This is a genomic window from Erythrobacter sp. NFXS35, from assembly GCF_040148725.1.
Lineage (GTDB): Bacteria > Pseudomonadota > Alphaproteobacteria > Sphingomonadales > Sphingomonadaceae > Erythrobacter.
In genome coordinates, this window is the sequence record NZ_JAGDEB010000001.1 from 1,506,383 (window position 1) to 1,521,351 (window position 14,969).

A 14,969-nucleotide genomic window follows, 5' to 3' on the forward strand; every position below is an offset into this window, starting at 1 on the left:
TAATCGATGCAACCGGTCGGAGTTGACGCGGCAAGCGAAGATCGCCGCGAGGCGATTTCGCGTACCATCACTCTTGGCTTCGCAACCGATCCGGTCGCGCGCTGGGTGTGGCCCGATCCGGCCAAATATTTCGAGGTTCAGCCGCAATTCGTCGACGCCTTCGGTGGCAACGGATTTGCGCATGGCAGCGTCTACGAGACCGCCTGCCGGCGCGCCGCTGCAATGTGGCTGCCGCCCGAGGTCGAGCCCGATTCCGAACGGATGATGCTGCTCGCCGCGCAGAGCGTTGCACCGGAACGGTTGGAGGAAATCGGCGCATTCATGGCGCAGATGGAAAATTATCACCCGGAAGCGCCGTGCTGGTACCTGCCGATGATCGCCGCCGATCCCTTCGCAACCGGACAGGGTTTGGGAGCTGCCCTGATGAAGCACGCCCTGGCAGTCGTCGACGAAACCGGTCTGCCCGCGTACCTGGAATCGTCGAACCCCCGCAACATATCGCTCTATGAACGGCACGGGTTCGCGGTGATGGGCGAGATTCAGGCAGGCACATCGCCGGTCATGGTGCCGATGTATCGCGCCGCGCGCGGTTAGATCTCCGGTCTAGATCCAGCGTGCGTCCTTCAATTCGGCGAGTTTGGCGCGGGCCACCGGGGCCTCGATCCCGCGCGCCAGCTTCAGGCGGACGTTGCGCCCCTCGCGAATGATGTCCTCCACCGCGCCGCGCGCCACCCACCAGCTGCGGTGCACCTGCATCCCCTCCAGATCGCCCACCAGCGCGATTCCGTCGCGCAGCCGCATCAGCACCAGCGCCGATCCCAATGCCGTATGGACGCGGACATAGTGGTCCTCCATTTCCAGCGCGATGATGTCGCTGCCCAGTTCAGGCGGTAGCTGGTCGAACAGCGGGTTGGGCGCCGGAGGCGGGCTGGGTGCCGGGGCGGGTGCCGGTGCCGTGGCCGGGGCAAAAACCGGCGAAAGCATGGGCGCGGGCATCGGGCCGGGGGCGGCCATCGGGGGCGGGACAGCGGCAGCATCGCGTTCACCCGGCCTGGCGAGATTGAAGAACGCCGTCACGGCGCCGCCGATCACCAGCACCGATAAATAGGTCGCCATCGCCGATTCCAGGCCCGGCCATGATGGCGCGTCCGGCAAGCTGACTATGGCGATGATCGCAAAGGACATCGGGAAAGTCGCGATCAGGCAGGTTCCGATCAGCAACGCCCAGCGTGGCAAATCGAGCGTTCGATGCGCCCAAGTCGCCAGCGGGTCCATCGGACGGTAGAACACATAGCCCAGCAGAGCGAACCCGACCCAGCTGACGATCCGCACCGGCAGCGGCGCGTCGATGCTGCCGAACGGTCCAAGCACGCCGAGAAATGCCCCGATCGCCACCATCACGGCCAGATCGATCACGATCCGCCGCATAAACTGGCGGCGCTGCGGGGGGAGCGATTGATCCATCACCTCGTAGGTGCCTGCCAGTTCACGCTTCGTAAAGTGGCAAGGTGCCGATTTGCGGGACATTTCACGCAAGCATTGCGCCATCGGCGCAGTCGCGGTTGTCCGCAAACGGGCCTGCGACATTCTCGGCAGGGAAGCACCAATCGACCCTTGAGGAAATCTGCCATGAACGCTCTTTCGCTGCCCTTCGCCGCCCGTCTTGCTGCTCCGGCAGCGCAAGGTTTCGATATCGGCCCTGTGGCCCGCACCGCCGTCAGCCTCGCCTGCTTTACCATGAGTTTTGCTGTGCTGGTGGCACTCGGCCGAGCGGGGCTCGGCATGGTCGACAATCTCCACCACTACAACAAGCTGCCGGTTATCATTCATGTCGCGACCGTGCTGCCGACGATCCCCTTAGGCGGGTATCTGCTGCTCGCCCGCAAGGGCACGGCGCTCCACAAGCAGCTGGGCAAGCTGTGGCTGGCGCTGATGCTGATCACCGCGACATCGGCGATTTTCATCCAGTCTTCGGGCGGCTTCAGCTTCATCCATGTCTTTATCCCGGTGACATTCCATGCCGCGTGGAAGACCATTGCCACAGCCCGGCGCGGTGACTTCAAGGCGCACAAGAACCACCTTGTCCTGACGTACCTGACAGCACTGATGATCCCTGGCATCTTCGCCTTCGTCCTGCCCGGACGCCTGATGAACGTGATGCTGCTGGGTTGAGCATCCCGCCCACCCGTGCCCCGCACATTCCGCAAAGCGTTAACGAGGCTTTCACCGGTTCCCGCCTAAAGCTCTGATATTGATTATGGTTTTATCGCCAAGGGCCGCTGTCATGACGCTGATCGACCCATCGTCACTTCCGCGCCTTGCTGCGTGCTATCCGCATGCAGCAGGGCGCTTGCAGCATAAGCTCGCCGCCGAGCCGTTGCTGTCCCATGCCGCATTGGCCGAGGCCGCCCGCGCGCTTCCGCCCACCCATGTCGAAAAGCGGGTGCATGACGCCGAAGATGGCGCGGCGTTCCGCATGTCGGGCGACCAGCGCGACAGCGCCGATGCAATCGCACAAGGCGGGATCGACGCGGCGTGGATCATGCTACGTTGTATCGAGCAATTGCCGGACTACCGGGCGCTGCTCCATCGCCTGCTGGCCGAACTCGCCCCGGTCATCACCCCCGCCAGCGGCCCAGTGCGCGATGTGAAGGGCTTTGCCTTCATCTCCGCGCCCGGCACCCACACGCCATTCCACTTCGATGCCGAATACAACATCCTATTCCAGATCGCCGGAGACAAGGTGTTCGCGACCTATCCGCCCGCGCCGCCGTTCGTCGATCTTGACGCACGCGAGGCATTTCATGTTTCAGGCGCAAACATGCTGGGCTGGGAGCCGGGGTTCGCGGCAGCCGGGCAACAACATATGCTCGCGCCCGGCGATGCGTTGTTCGTGCCCTATGCAGCGCCGCACTGGGTGCATGCCGGGGACACACCGTCGGTATCGCTGTCGGTTACATGGCAGACCCGCGCGAGCCGGGCAGAGGCCGACGCGCTGGCGCTGAACCCGGCACTGCGGCGGATCGGGCTACCATATTATGATCCAGCCGCTGCCGCCCGAGTCCCGTGGCTGCGGGCGGCAGCCAGCCGGATCGGTCAGCGGGTGGGGCTGCTATGAAGTATGATGTTCAAAGCACTTTCACGCCGGCCGGGGCGACTCGTAACGCACACTCACCGCAAGAAAGTGCGGTGCCGCTGTCGGTTGATGTCCTCGCGCCCGCCGGTCTGCCTGCAGGCGAACGCGCACGCTGGGCGCGGCTGAGTGCGCGCGCTGCTCCGGGCAATATCTTCGCGCAGGACTGGTTCATGGAACCTGCGCTGCGGCACTGCGGTACGGATGCATCAGTAAAACTAGCGGTGGTGCGGCAGGCCTCCAATGAATGGCTGGGCGTGTTGCCGATCACCTTCGAAGCCGCTCTCGGTCGCTGCCCTCTGCCAAGTTTCCACGGCTGGCACGCGACCAACCAGTTCCTCGGATCGCCAATGATTTTGCCGGGCGCGCAGCGGGCCTTCTGGCAGGCCTTGCTGGCCCACCTCGATCATCGGCCGGGGATCGCGCTGGGGCTGTGCTGCCACGCTTTGCCGCTCGACGATCCGGGGACGGCCGCCTTGACCAGCCTGTGTGCGGAGCAGGGTCGCCTGATTCACTGCACCGAACGGTTCGAACGACCGGCCCGCATTCCGCAAGGCAAGGCGGCTTCCCATCCACGCGCCAACCGTAAGCTGGAGAAACGGCTCGACACGCTGGAGCAGCGGCTGGAGCAGGCAATGGGCCCTGTCAGCCTGTTGCTGCACACCAATGCGGAAGAAACCGAGGTCTGGATCGGCGCTTTTCTCGCGCTCGAACGGGCCGGATGGAAAGGCCGTGCGGGCAGCGCGCTCGCCAGCAGCGCTGCGACCGCCGGCCTGTTCCGCGAAGCGATCCGCCATGGTCAGCGGGTCGGTGCGGTGCGGCTCGCAAGCCTGCGGGCGGGCGACGATATCATCGCCATGACGTGCTGGTTCGTCGCGCAGGGCCACGGCTACGGGTTCAAGATGGCCTATGACGAGGCATTGCGCCCGCTGGCACCGGGCCGCCTGTTGATGCGCCGCGTCTTGCGCCTGTTGGACGGGGACGCACCGCTGCTGTTCGACACCTGCAACCCACCGGACACGCCGAGCGACGCGTTCTGGCCGGACCGCCGGGAACTGGGCAGCTTTGCCGTTGCGATCGGCGGCACCCGGCGCCGCGCGCTGTTCGCGGCCATGCTGAAGGCGCAAGCGCGCTGGCGGGGCCGCAGGGGTCGCTGACCGCCCACAACATTCCGGAAGCTGTGCGGCCCGTCTCCCAATTTCGAGACGGATGATGACATGATCATATCGACGCCGGGTTCGAAGTGCTGCTGCGCAAGGTGTTGGACCGGCGCGAGGTAAAGACCCCCTCACCGAAACGGAACGCTACGGGGGCGGACGAGCGATTGGGACTGACGGCGCTTGTCCAGCACCGGCAGGAGGTCAATCAAGCGTCGCATACTCCTCAATTATTTCGCGCACATCGGCGAGAGCGAAGAGGATGGTCACGCTAGCAGGTATCAGCTTGCGGCTCAGTTTGGCCTTGGTCAGAGATCGGCTCGTGCTCGCGAGCTTGCTCGCGCGTTGCGCCTCGATATGGTCCATTTTCCGGGCAAGTTTGGCAAGTTTCTTGGGAGACCTCTTGCCTAGCATCTTGGCTCCGACCTCGTCCATTTGCGCCTGCCCTTCCTGTGCCAGCTTCCAGGTAACGTTGGCGTTCTTGAAGTGGGTCATGGCGGCATTTTCGGCGAATTTCCCGACCACCTTGTCCGATGCCTTTTGGCTGGCCTTCAAGCCCACGACCAGCCCCGCCTGGCCCAGCGATGTGGCCTGAACGAGTTCGATCCCGGCGCTTGCCCAACCCTGGGCCGTCACGATTGCGGCCGCTGGCCCCCCCGACAGAGTGGCGGCCAAGCCTCCGAAAGTCTTGAGACTTTTCAGAGCAATGACGTGCTCGGTCCAGTAGTTTGCCACTTCCTGATTGAGTTTGCGTGTGTCCTTCAGAGCCTCCAGGTAGAGATCCTTGGCATCGGCAGCCATCTTCACGAGGCTGTCTGCATACTTGTCGGCAGCGACAGGACTTTCCATGAGTTTCCTGTAGAAAGTGGCTTGATAACTTGATGCGAGGGTAAAGGTTCGCTTCTTGACCTGCTCATGGTCGGTTTCGATCTCTTGGGTACCAGGAGGCGCTTTCCAAGGGAGGACCTTGTAGGCGGTGGAAAACAGCCAGTCATCCTTGTAGCTTTTGTCGGTCTTCCATTCCGATCGGGTGTTCTCAAGCAGCGCCCTCGGCCGTGCGGCATCGACGCACATCTTGGCGACGGAGAAGGTATCGAGAAGGCTCGTATTGACTTTCCTGCTGGTTGCCATCGTCTAGTCCCTTTCTCACCTGGACATCGGCCAGGCGCCTGCACATTACGCGCGCACGTTCACTTGTAACGAAAGTCGAAATGCTTCGATTTGACATAACCGCGGCTCGGAAGCGTTTGAATATGTACCATGAAATGTTCGCGAAATAGCATGCGCGCAATTCGCATGTTGCGTTTCGGATAGGATCCGTTGTCCCTGATCATTTCGAAGGAGACGTCTGTTGCATCGAGAAAGGTGACCCGTATTTCGGCGCCTTCCTGAATGTGGTTGAGCATGTTGCGCGGCATCGCCCGCGCGAAGTAGCGCCCGCCGAGATCAATTTCATCATTCATCTGCATCCCCCGTCTTGCTCACCCGAACCCGTAAACGAACCCGCTCTCGCCCGCCGATACCTCGATCCGCGTCACCGCTTCGCCGTCCATCTGCTTTTCGAGCAGTTGCACCGACATTTCCGGCAGCATCGTGTTGGTCAGGATGTTGTCGATCATGCGCCCGCCCGAATCCCCGTCGGTGCAGCGCGCGACGATGTATTCGATCACGTCATCGCCGTAGGTGAAAGCAATCTTGTGGTTGCTCTGGATGCGCTTCTTGATCCGGTCGAGCTGGATGCGTACGATCCTGCCCAGCATTTCCTGGCTGAGCGGCACATACGCCAGCTGCACGGTGCGCCCGATCAACGCGGGCGGAAACACCTTGAGCAGTTCGGGACGCAGCGCGGTGGCCATCGCCTCGGGCTCGGGCGCCAGTTCGGGATCGGAGGTCATGTCCATGATCAGGTCCGTGCCGCAATTGCTGGTGAGCAGAATCAGGGTGTTTTTGAAATCGATATACCGCCCCTCGGCATCGTTCATGAAGCCCTTGTCGAACACCTGGAAGAACATCTCGTGCACGTCGGGGTGGGCTTTTTCGACCTCGTCGAGAAGCACCACCGAATAGGGCCGCCGCCGCACCGCTTCGGTCAGCACCCCGCCCTGCCCGTAACCGACATAGCCAGCCGGCGCGCCCTTGAGCGTGGAGACGGTGTGTGCCTCCTGAAATTCGCTCATGTTGATGGTGATCATCGATTCCTCACCCGCGAACAGCAGTTCGGACAGCACCACTGCAGTCTCGGTCTTGCCGACGCCTGACGGGCCGCACAGCATGAACACGCCGACCGGCTTGTTCGGATTATCGAGCTTGGCGCGGCTGGTCTGGATGCGTTTGGCGATCGCGTCCATCGCGTGATCCTGTCCGATCACGCGCGCTTTCATCCGTTCGGCAAGGTCGAGCGTGGAGCGGATTTCGTCCTTGACCATCCGCCCGACCGGAATGCCGGTCCAATCGGCGACCACGGCGGAAACCGCGTCGCTATCGACCACGCCGAAGACCATCGGATCATCGCCCTGCGCGGCGTGAAGCGCATCAAGCGCCTCTTTCAGCTTAGCTGCGGCCTTGGATGGACGGATTGCGGCGCGGCGGAGGCGGTCAAGCCATCTGAGCCGAAGGCCTGATGAAACCGGAATGCGGCATTGGTGCCAGCGGGGAAAACGCTCGGACGCGGGCGACTTGCCCGGCCCGCACAAAGCCGATAGCCTGCCGCTCCAGGCATCGGAGGCCTACCTCATGTATGTTCGGCTTTTGATCATGATGGCGCTGGCGATAGCGCTCCTGCCTTCGGATCGAGCCCGCGCTGCCCAGGCTTCTGCCCTCCCCGACGAACTGGCGCTGCGCGGTGATGCCTTCATCGAAGTGCTGCTGAACGGCGCGCCGGTCCGTCTGGAAGTCAGCGCCGAGGCGTTCGGCCCGCCGATCGTCAATCCCGATCTTGCCGCCCGGCTGCAACTGGTCGCGACGGGACAGCGCGGGTGGCTATTTGGCCCCGTCTCGGTACCCGGCTGGAGCAGCGTGGAAACGATCGATTTCGGCGCCGGGGCCCAGACGATGACGATCAGCTGGGCGGATCGTCCGGTCTCGACCCGCGCCGATGGTTTGATCGGCGTGCACAACCTGCCGCACAAGCGCATCACCTTCGAACTTGCGGCACCCGTTTCCGGCGAGCGGACTCATATCTTCACGCTGGCACGGGCAGGCGGGCGCAATAATGCCCGGCTCGGCACCGAGGTGACGGTGGGCAAGAGGCGGCTGATGATGGTGTTCGTGCCCGAACGGGCCGAAAACCTGATCACCGCGCCCACTGCCAATTTCATCGCGACCCATCTCGACGGCGGGTTCGTGCCGGGTTCGGACGGCACCGCGATCATGGACTTCGCGGTCGAACGCCCGACCCGGACCATGCGTATCGCCCGGCCGCTGGAACTGGGCGAGTTGCTGATCGACAAATTCGCGGTGCGGGTGGAGGATTACGGCGACCCCAAACGGGTGGGCGAGATCGGCGAAAACGATCCGCGCTTCCGGAAAGGCCAGATCCTCGTCAGCCGCCGCAAAGGGCGCGGCAAGCCCGATCTGCTGACCCGGATCGGCCACGACCAGATCGCGCATTGTTCGCGCTTGACCTATGATGTCGAGCGGCGCGAAATCCGGCTGTTCTGCGCTGACCGGCAGGAATAGGGCGACGGCCCGGCTCAGCCGCCGCGTGCGATCCGGTAACGCCGCGCACGCGGGTCGCCGCCCGTGGTGGCCTCGACACAGCAGATGCAATCCTCGGCGACCAGACGCTGATAGAGCCGCGTGAACACCGCCGCGTACCAGAGAAACAGGCTCTCGGGCGGCGGGATGACGTCACCGGCGGCGCTGCGATCTATGCTGAAACGCCACGCCCCTTGCGGTGCAAACACGCCCGCGCCGATAAACGTCCACGCATGTTTGCGGATCGCCGCCATTAGCAGCGGTGCGCCAAGGCGCGCGGGCAGGTGCCCGAGCAGCCAGACGGCAGGTTTGGGGATGCGGTTGGCGATGATGTAATCGGCGGTGCGACTGCCCGCTTCTTCTGCGATGGTGAAACTGCCGAGCGGATCGTGCAGCGCTAGCCAGCGATGAAGCCTCAGCGCGTGGATCTCGGGGATCATGGACTCTCCCGAAGGCAACTGATCGATCCGGGCGTCGGCGAGGATCGCTCGGGTCTCGGCATGGCCCAGGCATTCCTCCATCACCGCGACCGCCTGCAGCACGGCGTTTGGTCCGATCAGCGCCGCAACAGGTGCGCTGTCCACATCACAGCTCCAGCCGGTCCTGCACGCGCCCTGCCGCACGCTCTTGCCCGCGCGCTTTCATCTGCGCCCGCACCGCATCGCGGCGTTCCTGTGCCTGCGCGGCCTTGTCGGCATTGGTTTCCCAATCGGTCGCGGCATCGGCTGCCGCCGCTCGGCTTTCGTCGAAATGGAAATCGACCTTCTTCGATGTCTGCGGCCCCCAATATCCGGCTTTGCCGAGATCGTAGAACGTCCGCTTGAACCCGGCCCTGAGGAAGGCATAGAGGCACCCTAGCAGGTATCGCCGCCGGAAGCCGGTGCCACGCCACGGATAGTGGAACAGCGCCTTTTGCATATAGAACCGGCGGTAGTTCTTCATCACCCCGTTGAGCAGTTCCCCGCGCTCCATCGCGGCGGGCTTCATGATCGGAGTGACGAAATTGTATTTCGAGAAATCGTGGACCTCGACCTGATCCTTCAGCTCTTCGAACAAGGGCGTGTAGGGCCACGGCGTGTACATCGCCCAATTGGCGAGATCGGGCTGCCAGTCCCACGCCATCTGGTAGGTTTCCTCCAGCGTTTCGGGCGTTTCGTTGTCAAGGCCGACGATGAACTGCGCCTCAACGAAAATATCGGCTTCGCGCAGCAGGCGGATGGCTTCCTTGTTCTCGCCGACCTTGGTTTCCTTGTTGAACCGGTCGAGCTTCATCTGGGCCGCCGCCTCGGTGCCCAGGCTGACATGGACAAGGCCCGCCTTGCGGTAGAAGCCAAGCAATTCCTTGTCGCGGTAGATATCGGTGACGCGGGTGTTGATGCCCCACTTCACCTTGTCGGGCAGGCCGCGGTCGATCAGCTCCTGGCAGAACTTGATGAAAGCCTTGCGGTTGATGGTCGGTTCCTCGTCCGCGAGGATGAAGAAGCCGACGCCGTGCTTTTCGTGCAGTTCCTGAATTTCGTCGACCACGTCTTTCGGGTCGCGCACGCGGTAATCGCGCCAGAACTTCCATTGCGAACAGAACGAACAGGTGAACGGGCAGCCGCGCGCGAGGTTGGGAATGGCGACGCGGGTGCCCAGCGGGATGTATTTGTACTGGTCCCAATCGAGGATGTCCCAATCGGGTTTGATGCTGGCCATGTCCTTGATCGTGGGCGCGGCCTCGGTGGCGATGATCTGCTCGCCGTCGCGGTAGGCCAAACCCTGGATGTTGCGGCGGTCGGCAATCCAGCGGCCTTCGGCAATCGCGGTGAACAGTTCGACCGCAATCTCCTCGCCCTCGCCGCGCACAATCACGTCGATATGCGGTGCTTCGGCCAGAACCTGCCCGTACATGAAGGTCGCGTGGATGCCGCCCAGCACTCGCACGGCGCCGGGAACGGTCAGCGCGGCGACTTCGAGCACACGCTCGGCGGCGTAGATTGAAGGGGTGATCGCGGTGGTGCCGACCACATCGGGTTGGAGCGCGGCCATGCGGGCGGCGAGCTCGTCATCCGACAGGCCTTCGGTCATCGCGTCGATGAAGTGGATGTCGTCAAATCCGGCGCGGCGCAGCGGGCCGGTGAGGTAGGGCACCCATGCGGGCGGCCAGGTGCCTGCGATCTCGGCCCCGCCGGAACGGTAATTGGGATGAACGAACAGAATGCGCATGGGCCGACTCCCCCTCACTGGATTTGTCCAGAATGGGGGAGTGTGCGCAGCTACGCTTTGCGTCAGATCAAATTAGCGCAACAGGCGATCAGCCCTGCTTTTCAGCATGTTCCTTGCGCGCCAGTTCATGCAGCCAGTCGGCGTGACGGGGGGCTTTCTTGGTCTGCGACCATTCCTCCAGCATGATAGGCGCAACGCGGGCGAGTTCGGCATATTGTTCGTCCGTGCCGATATCGGCGGCCAGTTCCACGCGGTGGCCGTTGGGATCGAAGAAGTAGATCGATTTGAAGATGCCGTGATGCGTCGGGCCGAGCACGTCGATGCCCTCGGCCTCGATATGCGCCTTGGCGGCGAGAAGTGCGGCCTCGTCGGGCACTTTGAGCGCCAGATGCTGCACCCATTGCGGGGTGTTGGCGTCGCGGCCCATCTCCGGCTGGTTCGGCAGTTCGAAAAACGCCAGGATGTTGCCGTTCCCCGCATCGAGGAAGATGTGCATGTAAGGATCGTACTCGCCCGTGGACGGCACGTGATCCTCCGCAAACGCGGTGGTGTAGGTCATGCCGAGAACACGGGCGTACCACTCCACGGTCTCCTTGGCGTCCTTGCAGCGATAGGCGGCGTGATGGATGCCCCCCAACTTTACCGGGTGGTTTACTGGATGGGTCATTGCGCCGGTTCCTCGACATTCAGCACGCCGCGGATGATCTGGTCGCGTTCAAGGCTTTCGAACAGGGCCTTGAAGTTGCCCTCGCCGAAGCCTTCGTCGCCCTTGCGCTGGATGAATTCGAAGAACACCGGGCCGACCTGCGCCTGCGCGAAGATCTGGAGGAGGAGCCGGGGGCTGCCGCCTTCCGTAGTGCCGTCCAGCAGAATGCCGCGCATCTTCAGGCTGTCCACGTCCTCGCCGTGGCCGGGCAGACGTTCGTCGAGCATCTCGTAATAGGTGGCCGGCGGCGCGGTCATGAAGGGCACGCCGAGCTTTTGCAGGCGATCCCAGCATGCCGGAAGATCGTCGCAGATGAGAGCGATGTGCTGGATGCCCTCGCCGTTGAAAGCCTTCAGGAACTCGTCGATCTGGCCTTTCCCGCCTTCGCCTTCCTCATTGAGCGGGATGCGGATCTTGCCGTCGGGCGCGGTCAGCGCCTGCGAGGTAAGGCCGGTATATTCGCCCTTGATGTCGAAGAACCGAATCTCGCGGAAGTTGAACAGGGTCTCGTAGTAATCGGCCCAATACTTCATCCGCCCGGTGTAAACGTTGTGGGTGAGGTGATCGATCGTGTGGAAGCCCGCCCCCACCGGATGCTGATCGACGCCGGGCAGGTATTCGAAATCGATGTCGTAGATGGTGAGGTTGTTGCCTGCCCCTTCATAGCGGTCGACGAGGTACAGGATCGCGCCGCCGATGCCGCGGATCGCCGGGATGCGCAGTTCCATCGGTCCGGGATCATTGGCGACCGGCTCTGCCCCTTGCGCGATCAGGTGGGCATAGGCCTTGGCCGCATCGCGCACCCGGAATGCCATCCCGCAGGCCGAAGCACCATGTTCGCGCGCGAAATACCAGGCCGCGCTGCGCGGTTCGTAATTGGCGATGAGGTTGATGCCGCCCTGACGCCATAGGTGCACGTCCTTGGACCGGTGCTGCGCCACGCGGGTGAAGCCCATCGCTTCGAACACCGGTTCCAGCACGCCCTTTTCGGGCGCGCAGAACTCAACGAATTCGAAGCCGTCGAGGCCGGCGGGGTTGTCGAACAGGTCTTTGGTCGGGGCGTTCATGCGGGGACTCCTCCGGCAAGCATTTAGTTTCAATTGAAACCAAATACGCGCAAACGCCGATTCGCGCAAGCATAGCGGCGCGGTGCGGGCCATGAATTAAGGTTAGTCCACCCGTCCCGCCAAACGCCCGCCTTCGTCCTGCGCAAGCGTGAGCCGCGCGCCGAAGGGCTCCCCGCCCTCGAACAGCGCGGCGGTGGCAGCGTCGGCAAGGTCGGCGTTGGCGATCACTCGTTCACCCGCATCGCTGCGGCCAATGACGATCGCCTCATCGCCCTTCGGAACGCGGTTGATGGTGTAGGTTTCGACCGTCGCCGTCTCCACCGGCCCGCGTGCCAGCGGCACTGAGTCGGTCGCCTTTGGCAGCCTGGCGAAACGGTCATTCGCGGCCCAGTCAGCCGGCGTGGTCGAGTAAATGCCAGACGCATACTTGCTCATCCAGCCGCCATTCGCGCCGACCAGCGCAAAGCTGCCCCGGTCGCCGCGCACCCGCTGGACGGCTTCTGCAATTGCGTGGGCCGAATAGTTGTTCCCCGCCCCGCCGAAGAACGGCAAGCCTCCGGTCAGCGTCAGCCCGCGCGGGTCATCAACCGCGAGGCCGAAATGGTCGCACTGGTTGAAGACGGGGATCGCGAAGCATGAGTAGAAATCGAGATAGCGCATCTCGCCGATTGTCTTGCTCGCCCGTGCGAGCGCCGCTGCGACGCTGGCGATCGACGCGGGGTTGGCGGCAAGGTCGGGCCGCTCGGACAGCTTGCGTTCCGTCGCGGCGGTGACAGCGTGGACATGCACCCACCTGTCTTGCGGAACGCCCAGTGCGCGGGCCAGCCCGGCGCTGGCGAGGATGATGGCTGCAGCCTGGTTCACCTGATCGCGCGCCACCGTCATGCGCGGATAGGGTTCGGCAACGATTCGGTTACGGTCGGTAATGGTGGCGAGTTCTTCCGCGCTACGCTCCACCGGCGCGGCGGAGTGCGGATTGGCCGCCGCGACCTTGGTGAACGGCGCGAACAGCTTGCCGATTTCCCGCCGGTACTCCGCAAGGCCCAACCTCAGCTTCGCCCGCCGCGCATTTTCCGCCAGCGCATAAAGGGGGATCGCTCCGCTCGCGCCGTGGGCGAACAGCGCGGGTTCCAGCAATTCCTCGACCCCGAAGCCCTGATCCTCGAAATCGCCGGGGATGTCCTCGGACCAGTCGGGCTTTTCGTCCTTGGCCGACAGCGCCAGCACGGTCGAGATCGCCTCGGCGCCGACGATCACCGCGCAGTGGCTGTTCCCCGCCGCGATGGTCGCCGCGAACTCGCCCACCAACTGCTGATTGGTCTGCCCGCCGGTGGTGGTCAGGATCGCCCGCGTCGGGTTCGCACCGACCCGCTTCGCGATAGCCCGCGGCACATTGTTCGGCGCTCCGAACGGCGGCACGCGGTCCGGGCGCGACATTTCGAAGGCCCGGATCGCAGCGAGGGTGTCGATGGCGCCCGCCACCGACCCGCTCGCACCCGAATCCGCAATTGCCGCTGCCAGCGCCCGTCCGCCGAGATCCATGTAGGACAGGGCGGCGTAACCCGGCTCGCCCACCCTCTCCGAATATTGACCCACCCCGATGATCACCGGGGTGTTGTCCGGCACGTCAATCGGCAAAGCCATCCACCCGCTCGACGATGATCGCCGGGGCCATCCCGCCCGCCGCACACATGGTGACAAGCCCATAACGCCCGCCGCGCCGTTCCAGTTCGTCGACGATGGTGCCGATCAGGATCGACCCCGTGGCGCCGATGGGGTGACCCAGCGCAATCGAGCCTCCGTTGACGTTCACCTTGTCCCAATCAAGCTGAAGATCGCGCACGAACTTGGCGGCGACGACCGCGAAAGCCTCGTTGATTTCGAACAGGTCGATATCGTCGGTGGTGAGCCCAGCCTTGGCCAGCACCTTCTTGGCCGCTGGCACCGGCGCATTCAGCATAAGCGTCGGATCATCGCCCATATTGGCGGTGGCGACGATCCGCGCGCGCGGCTTCAGCCCATGCTTCTGGGCGTAGTCCTTGCTCGTCACGAGCACGGCCGCCGCTCCGTCCACAACGCCCGAGGAATTGCCCGCATGGTGGAAGTGCTCGATCTCCAGATCGGGATACTTCTGGTTGATCAGCCCCCGGAAAGTGGTGCCACTCGCGTCCAGCGGCACGTCGGCGATCTTGGTAAAGGCCGGCTCCAGCTTGCCCAGATCGTCCATCGTGGTCTGCGGACGAGGGTATTCGTCATGGTCGAGCAGCACGGTGCCATCATCCGCCACCACCGGCACCACCGACTTGGCGAAGCGCCCTTCCGCCATCGCTTCGGCAGCGCGTTGCTGCGAACGGTAGCCGACTTCGTCCAGTTCGGCGCGGGTGAAGCCTTCCAGCGACGCAATCGCATCGCCGCAAATGCCCTGGTGCGACTGCGGGTGAACCGCCTGCAGCCGCTCGTTATAGCTGCCCATCATCGGCGGCTTCAGCCCGGCCTGCATCTTCTCCTTCGCCATCGCGCCGGTGAGGCTCATCATCTCGGTGCCGCCTGCGACGACGCAATCCTCCATCCCGCTCATCACCTGCGCGGCGGCCAGCGCCACACTGGTGATCCCGCCGCCGCAGAAGCGATCGAGTGTGGTGCCGGACGAGGTGATGTCATAGCCCGCATCAAGCGCCGCCATGCGACCGAGATCGCCCGCCTGCATTCCGTCCTGCGTGCTGACCGACCAGATCACGTCATCGACGGTCTTGGTGTCGAGATTGTTGCGGTCCTTGATCGCCTTCATCACGGTCGCGGCGAGGTGCTGCGGATGCTGCGCGGCCAGCGCGCCCTTGCCCTGCTTGCCGATCCCGCGCGGGGTGCGCACTGCGTCGATGATGTAAGCGTCTGCCATGGTGATCCTCTCCGATCTCTTGAAAATGCGGTTGACGCGTTCGTAAAGCGCCTGCACCACTCGCACAAGAATTGAGTTTCAATTCGAAATGCCAAATTCGATAGGG

General features: G+C 63.7%; 15 protein-coding genes. 5 read left to right on the forward strand and 10 right to left on the reverse strand.

Annotated elements, in window-relative coordinates; translation table 11 throughout:
- Positions 1–6: 6 nt before the first annotated feature.
- Positions 7–594 (forward strand): GNAT family N-acetyltransferase, encoded by a 588-nt coding sequence (locus tag J3454_RS07095; RefSeq protein ID WP_349513031.1) that lies wholly within the window; start codon positions 7–9, stop codon positions 592–594.
- A gap of 9 nt (positions 595–603) precedes the next feature.
- Here J3454_RS07095 and J3454_RS07100 read toward each other — a convergent pair whose 3' ends face one another.
- Complete coding sequence (locus J3454_RS07100; RefSeq protein WP_349513032.1) at positions 604–1,527, reverse strand: LytTR family DNA-binding domain-containing protein; 924 nt, start codon at positions 1,525–1,527, stop codon at positions 604–606.
- A gap of 102 nt (positions 1,528–1,629) precedes the next feature.
- Here J3454_RS07100 and J3454_RS07105 point away from each other — a divergent pair, with 102 nt between their 5' ends.
- From J3454_RS07105 to J3454_RS07115, 3 genes are all read left to right on the forward strand, one after another.
- Positions 1,630–2,172 carry a DUF2306 domain-containing protein gene (locus J3454_RS07105; protein WP_349513033.1) on the forward strand — a complete coding sequence of 181 codons (543 nt, stop codon included), beginning with the start codon at positions 1,630–1,632 and terminating at the stop codon, positions 2,170–2,172.
- A 112-nt stretch (positions 2,173–2,284) separates the two neighbouring features.
- The gene (locus J3454_RS07110; protein ID WP_349513034.1) at positions 2,285–3,118 is read left to right on the forward strand and encodes a JmjC domain-containing protein; all 834 of its coding nucleotides are present in this window, start codon (positions 2,285–2,287) and stop codon (positions 3,116–3,118) included.
- A 71-nt stretch (positions 3,119–3,189) separates the two neighbouring features.
- Entirely contained in the window at positions 3,190–4,290 is a 1,101-nt protein-coding gene (locus tag J3454_RS07115; RefSeq protein ID WP_349513035.1) for a GNAT family N-acetyltransferase, read from the forward strand.
- A 204-nt stretch (positions 4,291–4,494) separates the two neighbouring features.
- On the opposite strand, the gene J3454_RS07120 is transcribed toward J3454_RS07115, so the two are convergent.
- Genes J3454_RS07120 through J3454_RS07130 form a run of 3 tightly spaced genes read right to left on the reverse strand, consistent with a single transcriptional unit; the run spans position 4,495 to position 6,791 of the window.
- Positions 4,495–5,421 carry a hypothetical protein gene (locus J3454_RS07120; RefSeq protein ID WP_349513036.1) on the reverse strand — a complete coding sequence of 309 codons (927 nt, stop codon included), beginning with the start codon at positions 5,419–5,421 and terminating at the stop codon, positions 4,495–4,497.
- A 59-nt stretch (positions 5,422–5,480) separates the two neighbouring features.
- Positions 5,481–5,753: a hypothetical protein gene (locus J3454_RS07125; RefSeq protein ID WP_349513037.1), complete on the reverse strand. Its 273-nt coding sequence runs from the start codon at positions 5,751–5,753 to the stop codon at positions 5,481–5,483.
- Between the two features lie 18 nt (positions 5,754–5,771).
- A complete protein-coding gene (locus tag J3454_RS07130) occupies positions 5,772–6,791 on the reverse strand; it encodes an AAA family ATPase (RefSeq protein WP_349513038.1) in 1,020 nt (339 codons plus the stop codon).
- 232 nt (positions 6,792–7,023) lie between these two features.
- Between J3454_RS07130 and J3454_RS07135 the strand changes: the two genes are divergently transcribed.
- Positions 7,024–7,968 (forward strand): hypothetical protein, encoded by a 945-nt coding sequence (locus J3454_RS07135; protein ID WP_349513039.1) that lies wholly within the window; start codon positions 7,024–7,026, stop codon positions 7,966–7,968.
- Positions 7,969–7,982: 14 nt separating this feature from the next.
- On the opposite strand, the gene bchJ is transcribed toward J3454_RS07135, so the two are convergent.
- From bchJ to J3454_RS07165, 6 genes are all read right to left on the reverse strand, one after another.
- Positions 7,983–8,570, reverse strand: a complete 588-nt coding sequence (gene bchJ / locus J3454_RS07140; protein WP_349513040.1) for a bacteriochlorophyll 4-vinyl reductase — start codon at positions 8,568–8,570, stop codon at positions 7,983–7,985.
- 1 nt (position 8,571) lies between these two features.
- The gene (gene bchE / locus J3454_RS07145; protein ID WP_349513041.1) at positions 8,572–10,194 is read right to left on the reverse strand and encodes a magnesium-protoporphyrin IX monomethyl ester anaerobic oxidative cyclase; all 1,623 of its coding nucleotides are present in this window, start codon (positions 10,192–10,194) and stop codon (positions 8,572–8,574) included.
- 88 nt (positions 10,195–10,282) lie between these two features.
- Positions 10,283–10,861, reverse strand: a complete 579-nt coding sequence (locus J3454_RS07150; RefSeq protein ID WP_349513042.1) for a VOC family protein — start codon at positions 10,859–10,861, stop codon at positions 10,283–10,285.
- Positions 10,858–11,967, reverse strand: coding sequence for a 4-hydroxyphenylpyruvate dioxygenase (hppD, locus tag J3454_RS07155; RefSeq protein WP_349513043.1), 1,110 nt, complete (start codon positions 11,965–11,967; stop codon positions 10,858–10,860). The genes J3454_RS07150 and hppD overlap by 4 nt, the downstream gene beginning before the upstream one ends.
- A 102-nt stretch (positions 11,968–12,069) precedes the next feature.
- Entirely contained in the window at positions 12,070–13,611 is a 1,542-nt protein-coding gene (locus J3454_RS07160; RefSeq protein WP_349513044.1) for a TLP1 C-terminal extension domain-containing protein, read from the reverse strand.
- Positions 13,595–14,863: an acetyl-CoA C-acetyltransferase gene (locus J3454_RS07165; RefSeq protein WP_349513045.1), complete on the reverse strand. Its 1,269-nt coding sequence runs from the start codon at positions 14,861–14,863 to the stop codon at positions 13,595–13,597. Before J3454_RS07165 ends, J3454_RS07160 begins: the two co-directional genes overlap by 17 nt.
- Between the last annotated feature and the right edge of the window lie 106 nt (positions 14,864–14,969).

Bases quoted from the DNA above. Each gene is read 5' to 3' on its own strand.
- J3454_RS07095 (WP_349513031.1), top strand. From the start codon at position 7: ATGCAACCGGTCGGAGTTGACGCGGCAAGCGAAGATCGCCGCGAGGCG.
- J3454_RS07100 (WP_349513032.1), bottom strand. From the start codon at position 1,527: ATGTCCCGCAAATCGGCACCTTGCCACTTTACGAAGCGTGAACTGGCA.
- J3454_RS07105 (WP_349513033.1), top strand. From the start codon at position 1,630: ATGAACGCTCTTTCGCTGCCCTTCGCCGCCCGTCTTGCTGCTCCGGCA.
- J3454_RS07110 (WP_349513034.1), top strand. From the start codon at position 2,285: ATGACGCTGATCGACCCATCGTCACTTCCGCGCCTTGCTGCGTGCTAT.
- J3454_RS07120 (WP_349513036.1), bottom strand. From the start codon at position 5,421: ATGGCAACCAGCAGGAAAGTCAATACGAGCCTTCTCGATACCTTCTCC.
- J3454_RS07125 (WP_349513037.1), bottom strand. From the start codon at position 5,753: ATGAATGATGAAATTGATCTCGGCGGGCGCTACTTCGCGCGGGCGATG.
- J3454_RS07130 (WP_349513038.1), bottom strand. From the start codon at position 6,791: ATGGTCTTCGGCGTGGTCGATAGCGACGCGGTTTCCGCCGTGGTCGCC.
- J3454_RS07135 (WP_349513039.1), top strand. From the start codon at position 7,024: ATGTATGTTCGGCTTTTGATCATGATGGCGCTGGCGATAGCGCTCCTG.
- bchE (WP_349513041.1), bottom strand. From the start codon at position 10,194: ATGCGCATTCTGTTCGTTCATCCCAATTACCGTTCCGGCGGGGCCGAG.
- J3454_RS07150 (WP_349513042.1), bottom strand. From the start codon at position 10,861: ATGACCCATCCAGTAAACCACCCGGTAAAGTTGGGGGGCATCCATCAC.
- hppD (WP_349513043.1), bottom strand. From the start codon at position 11,967: ATGAACGCCCCGACCAAAGACCTGTTCGACAACCCCGCCGGCCTCGAC.
- J3454_RS07160 (WP_349513044.1), bottom strand. From the start codon at position 13,611: ATGGCTTTGCCGATTGACGTGCCGGACAACACCCCGGTGATCATCGGG.
- J3454_RS07165 (WP_349513045.1), bottom strand. From the start codon at position 14,863: ATGGCAGACGCTTACATCATCGACGCAGTGCGCACCCCGCGCGGGATC.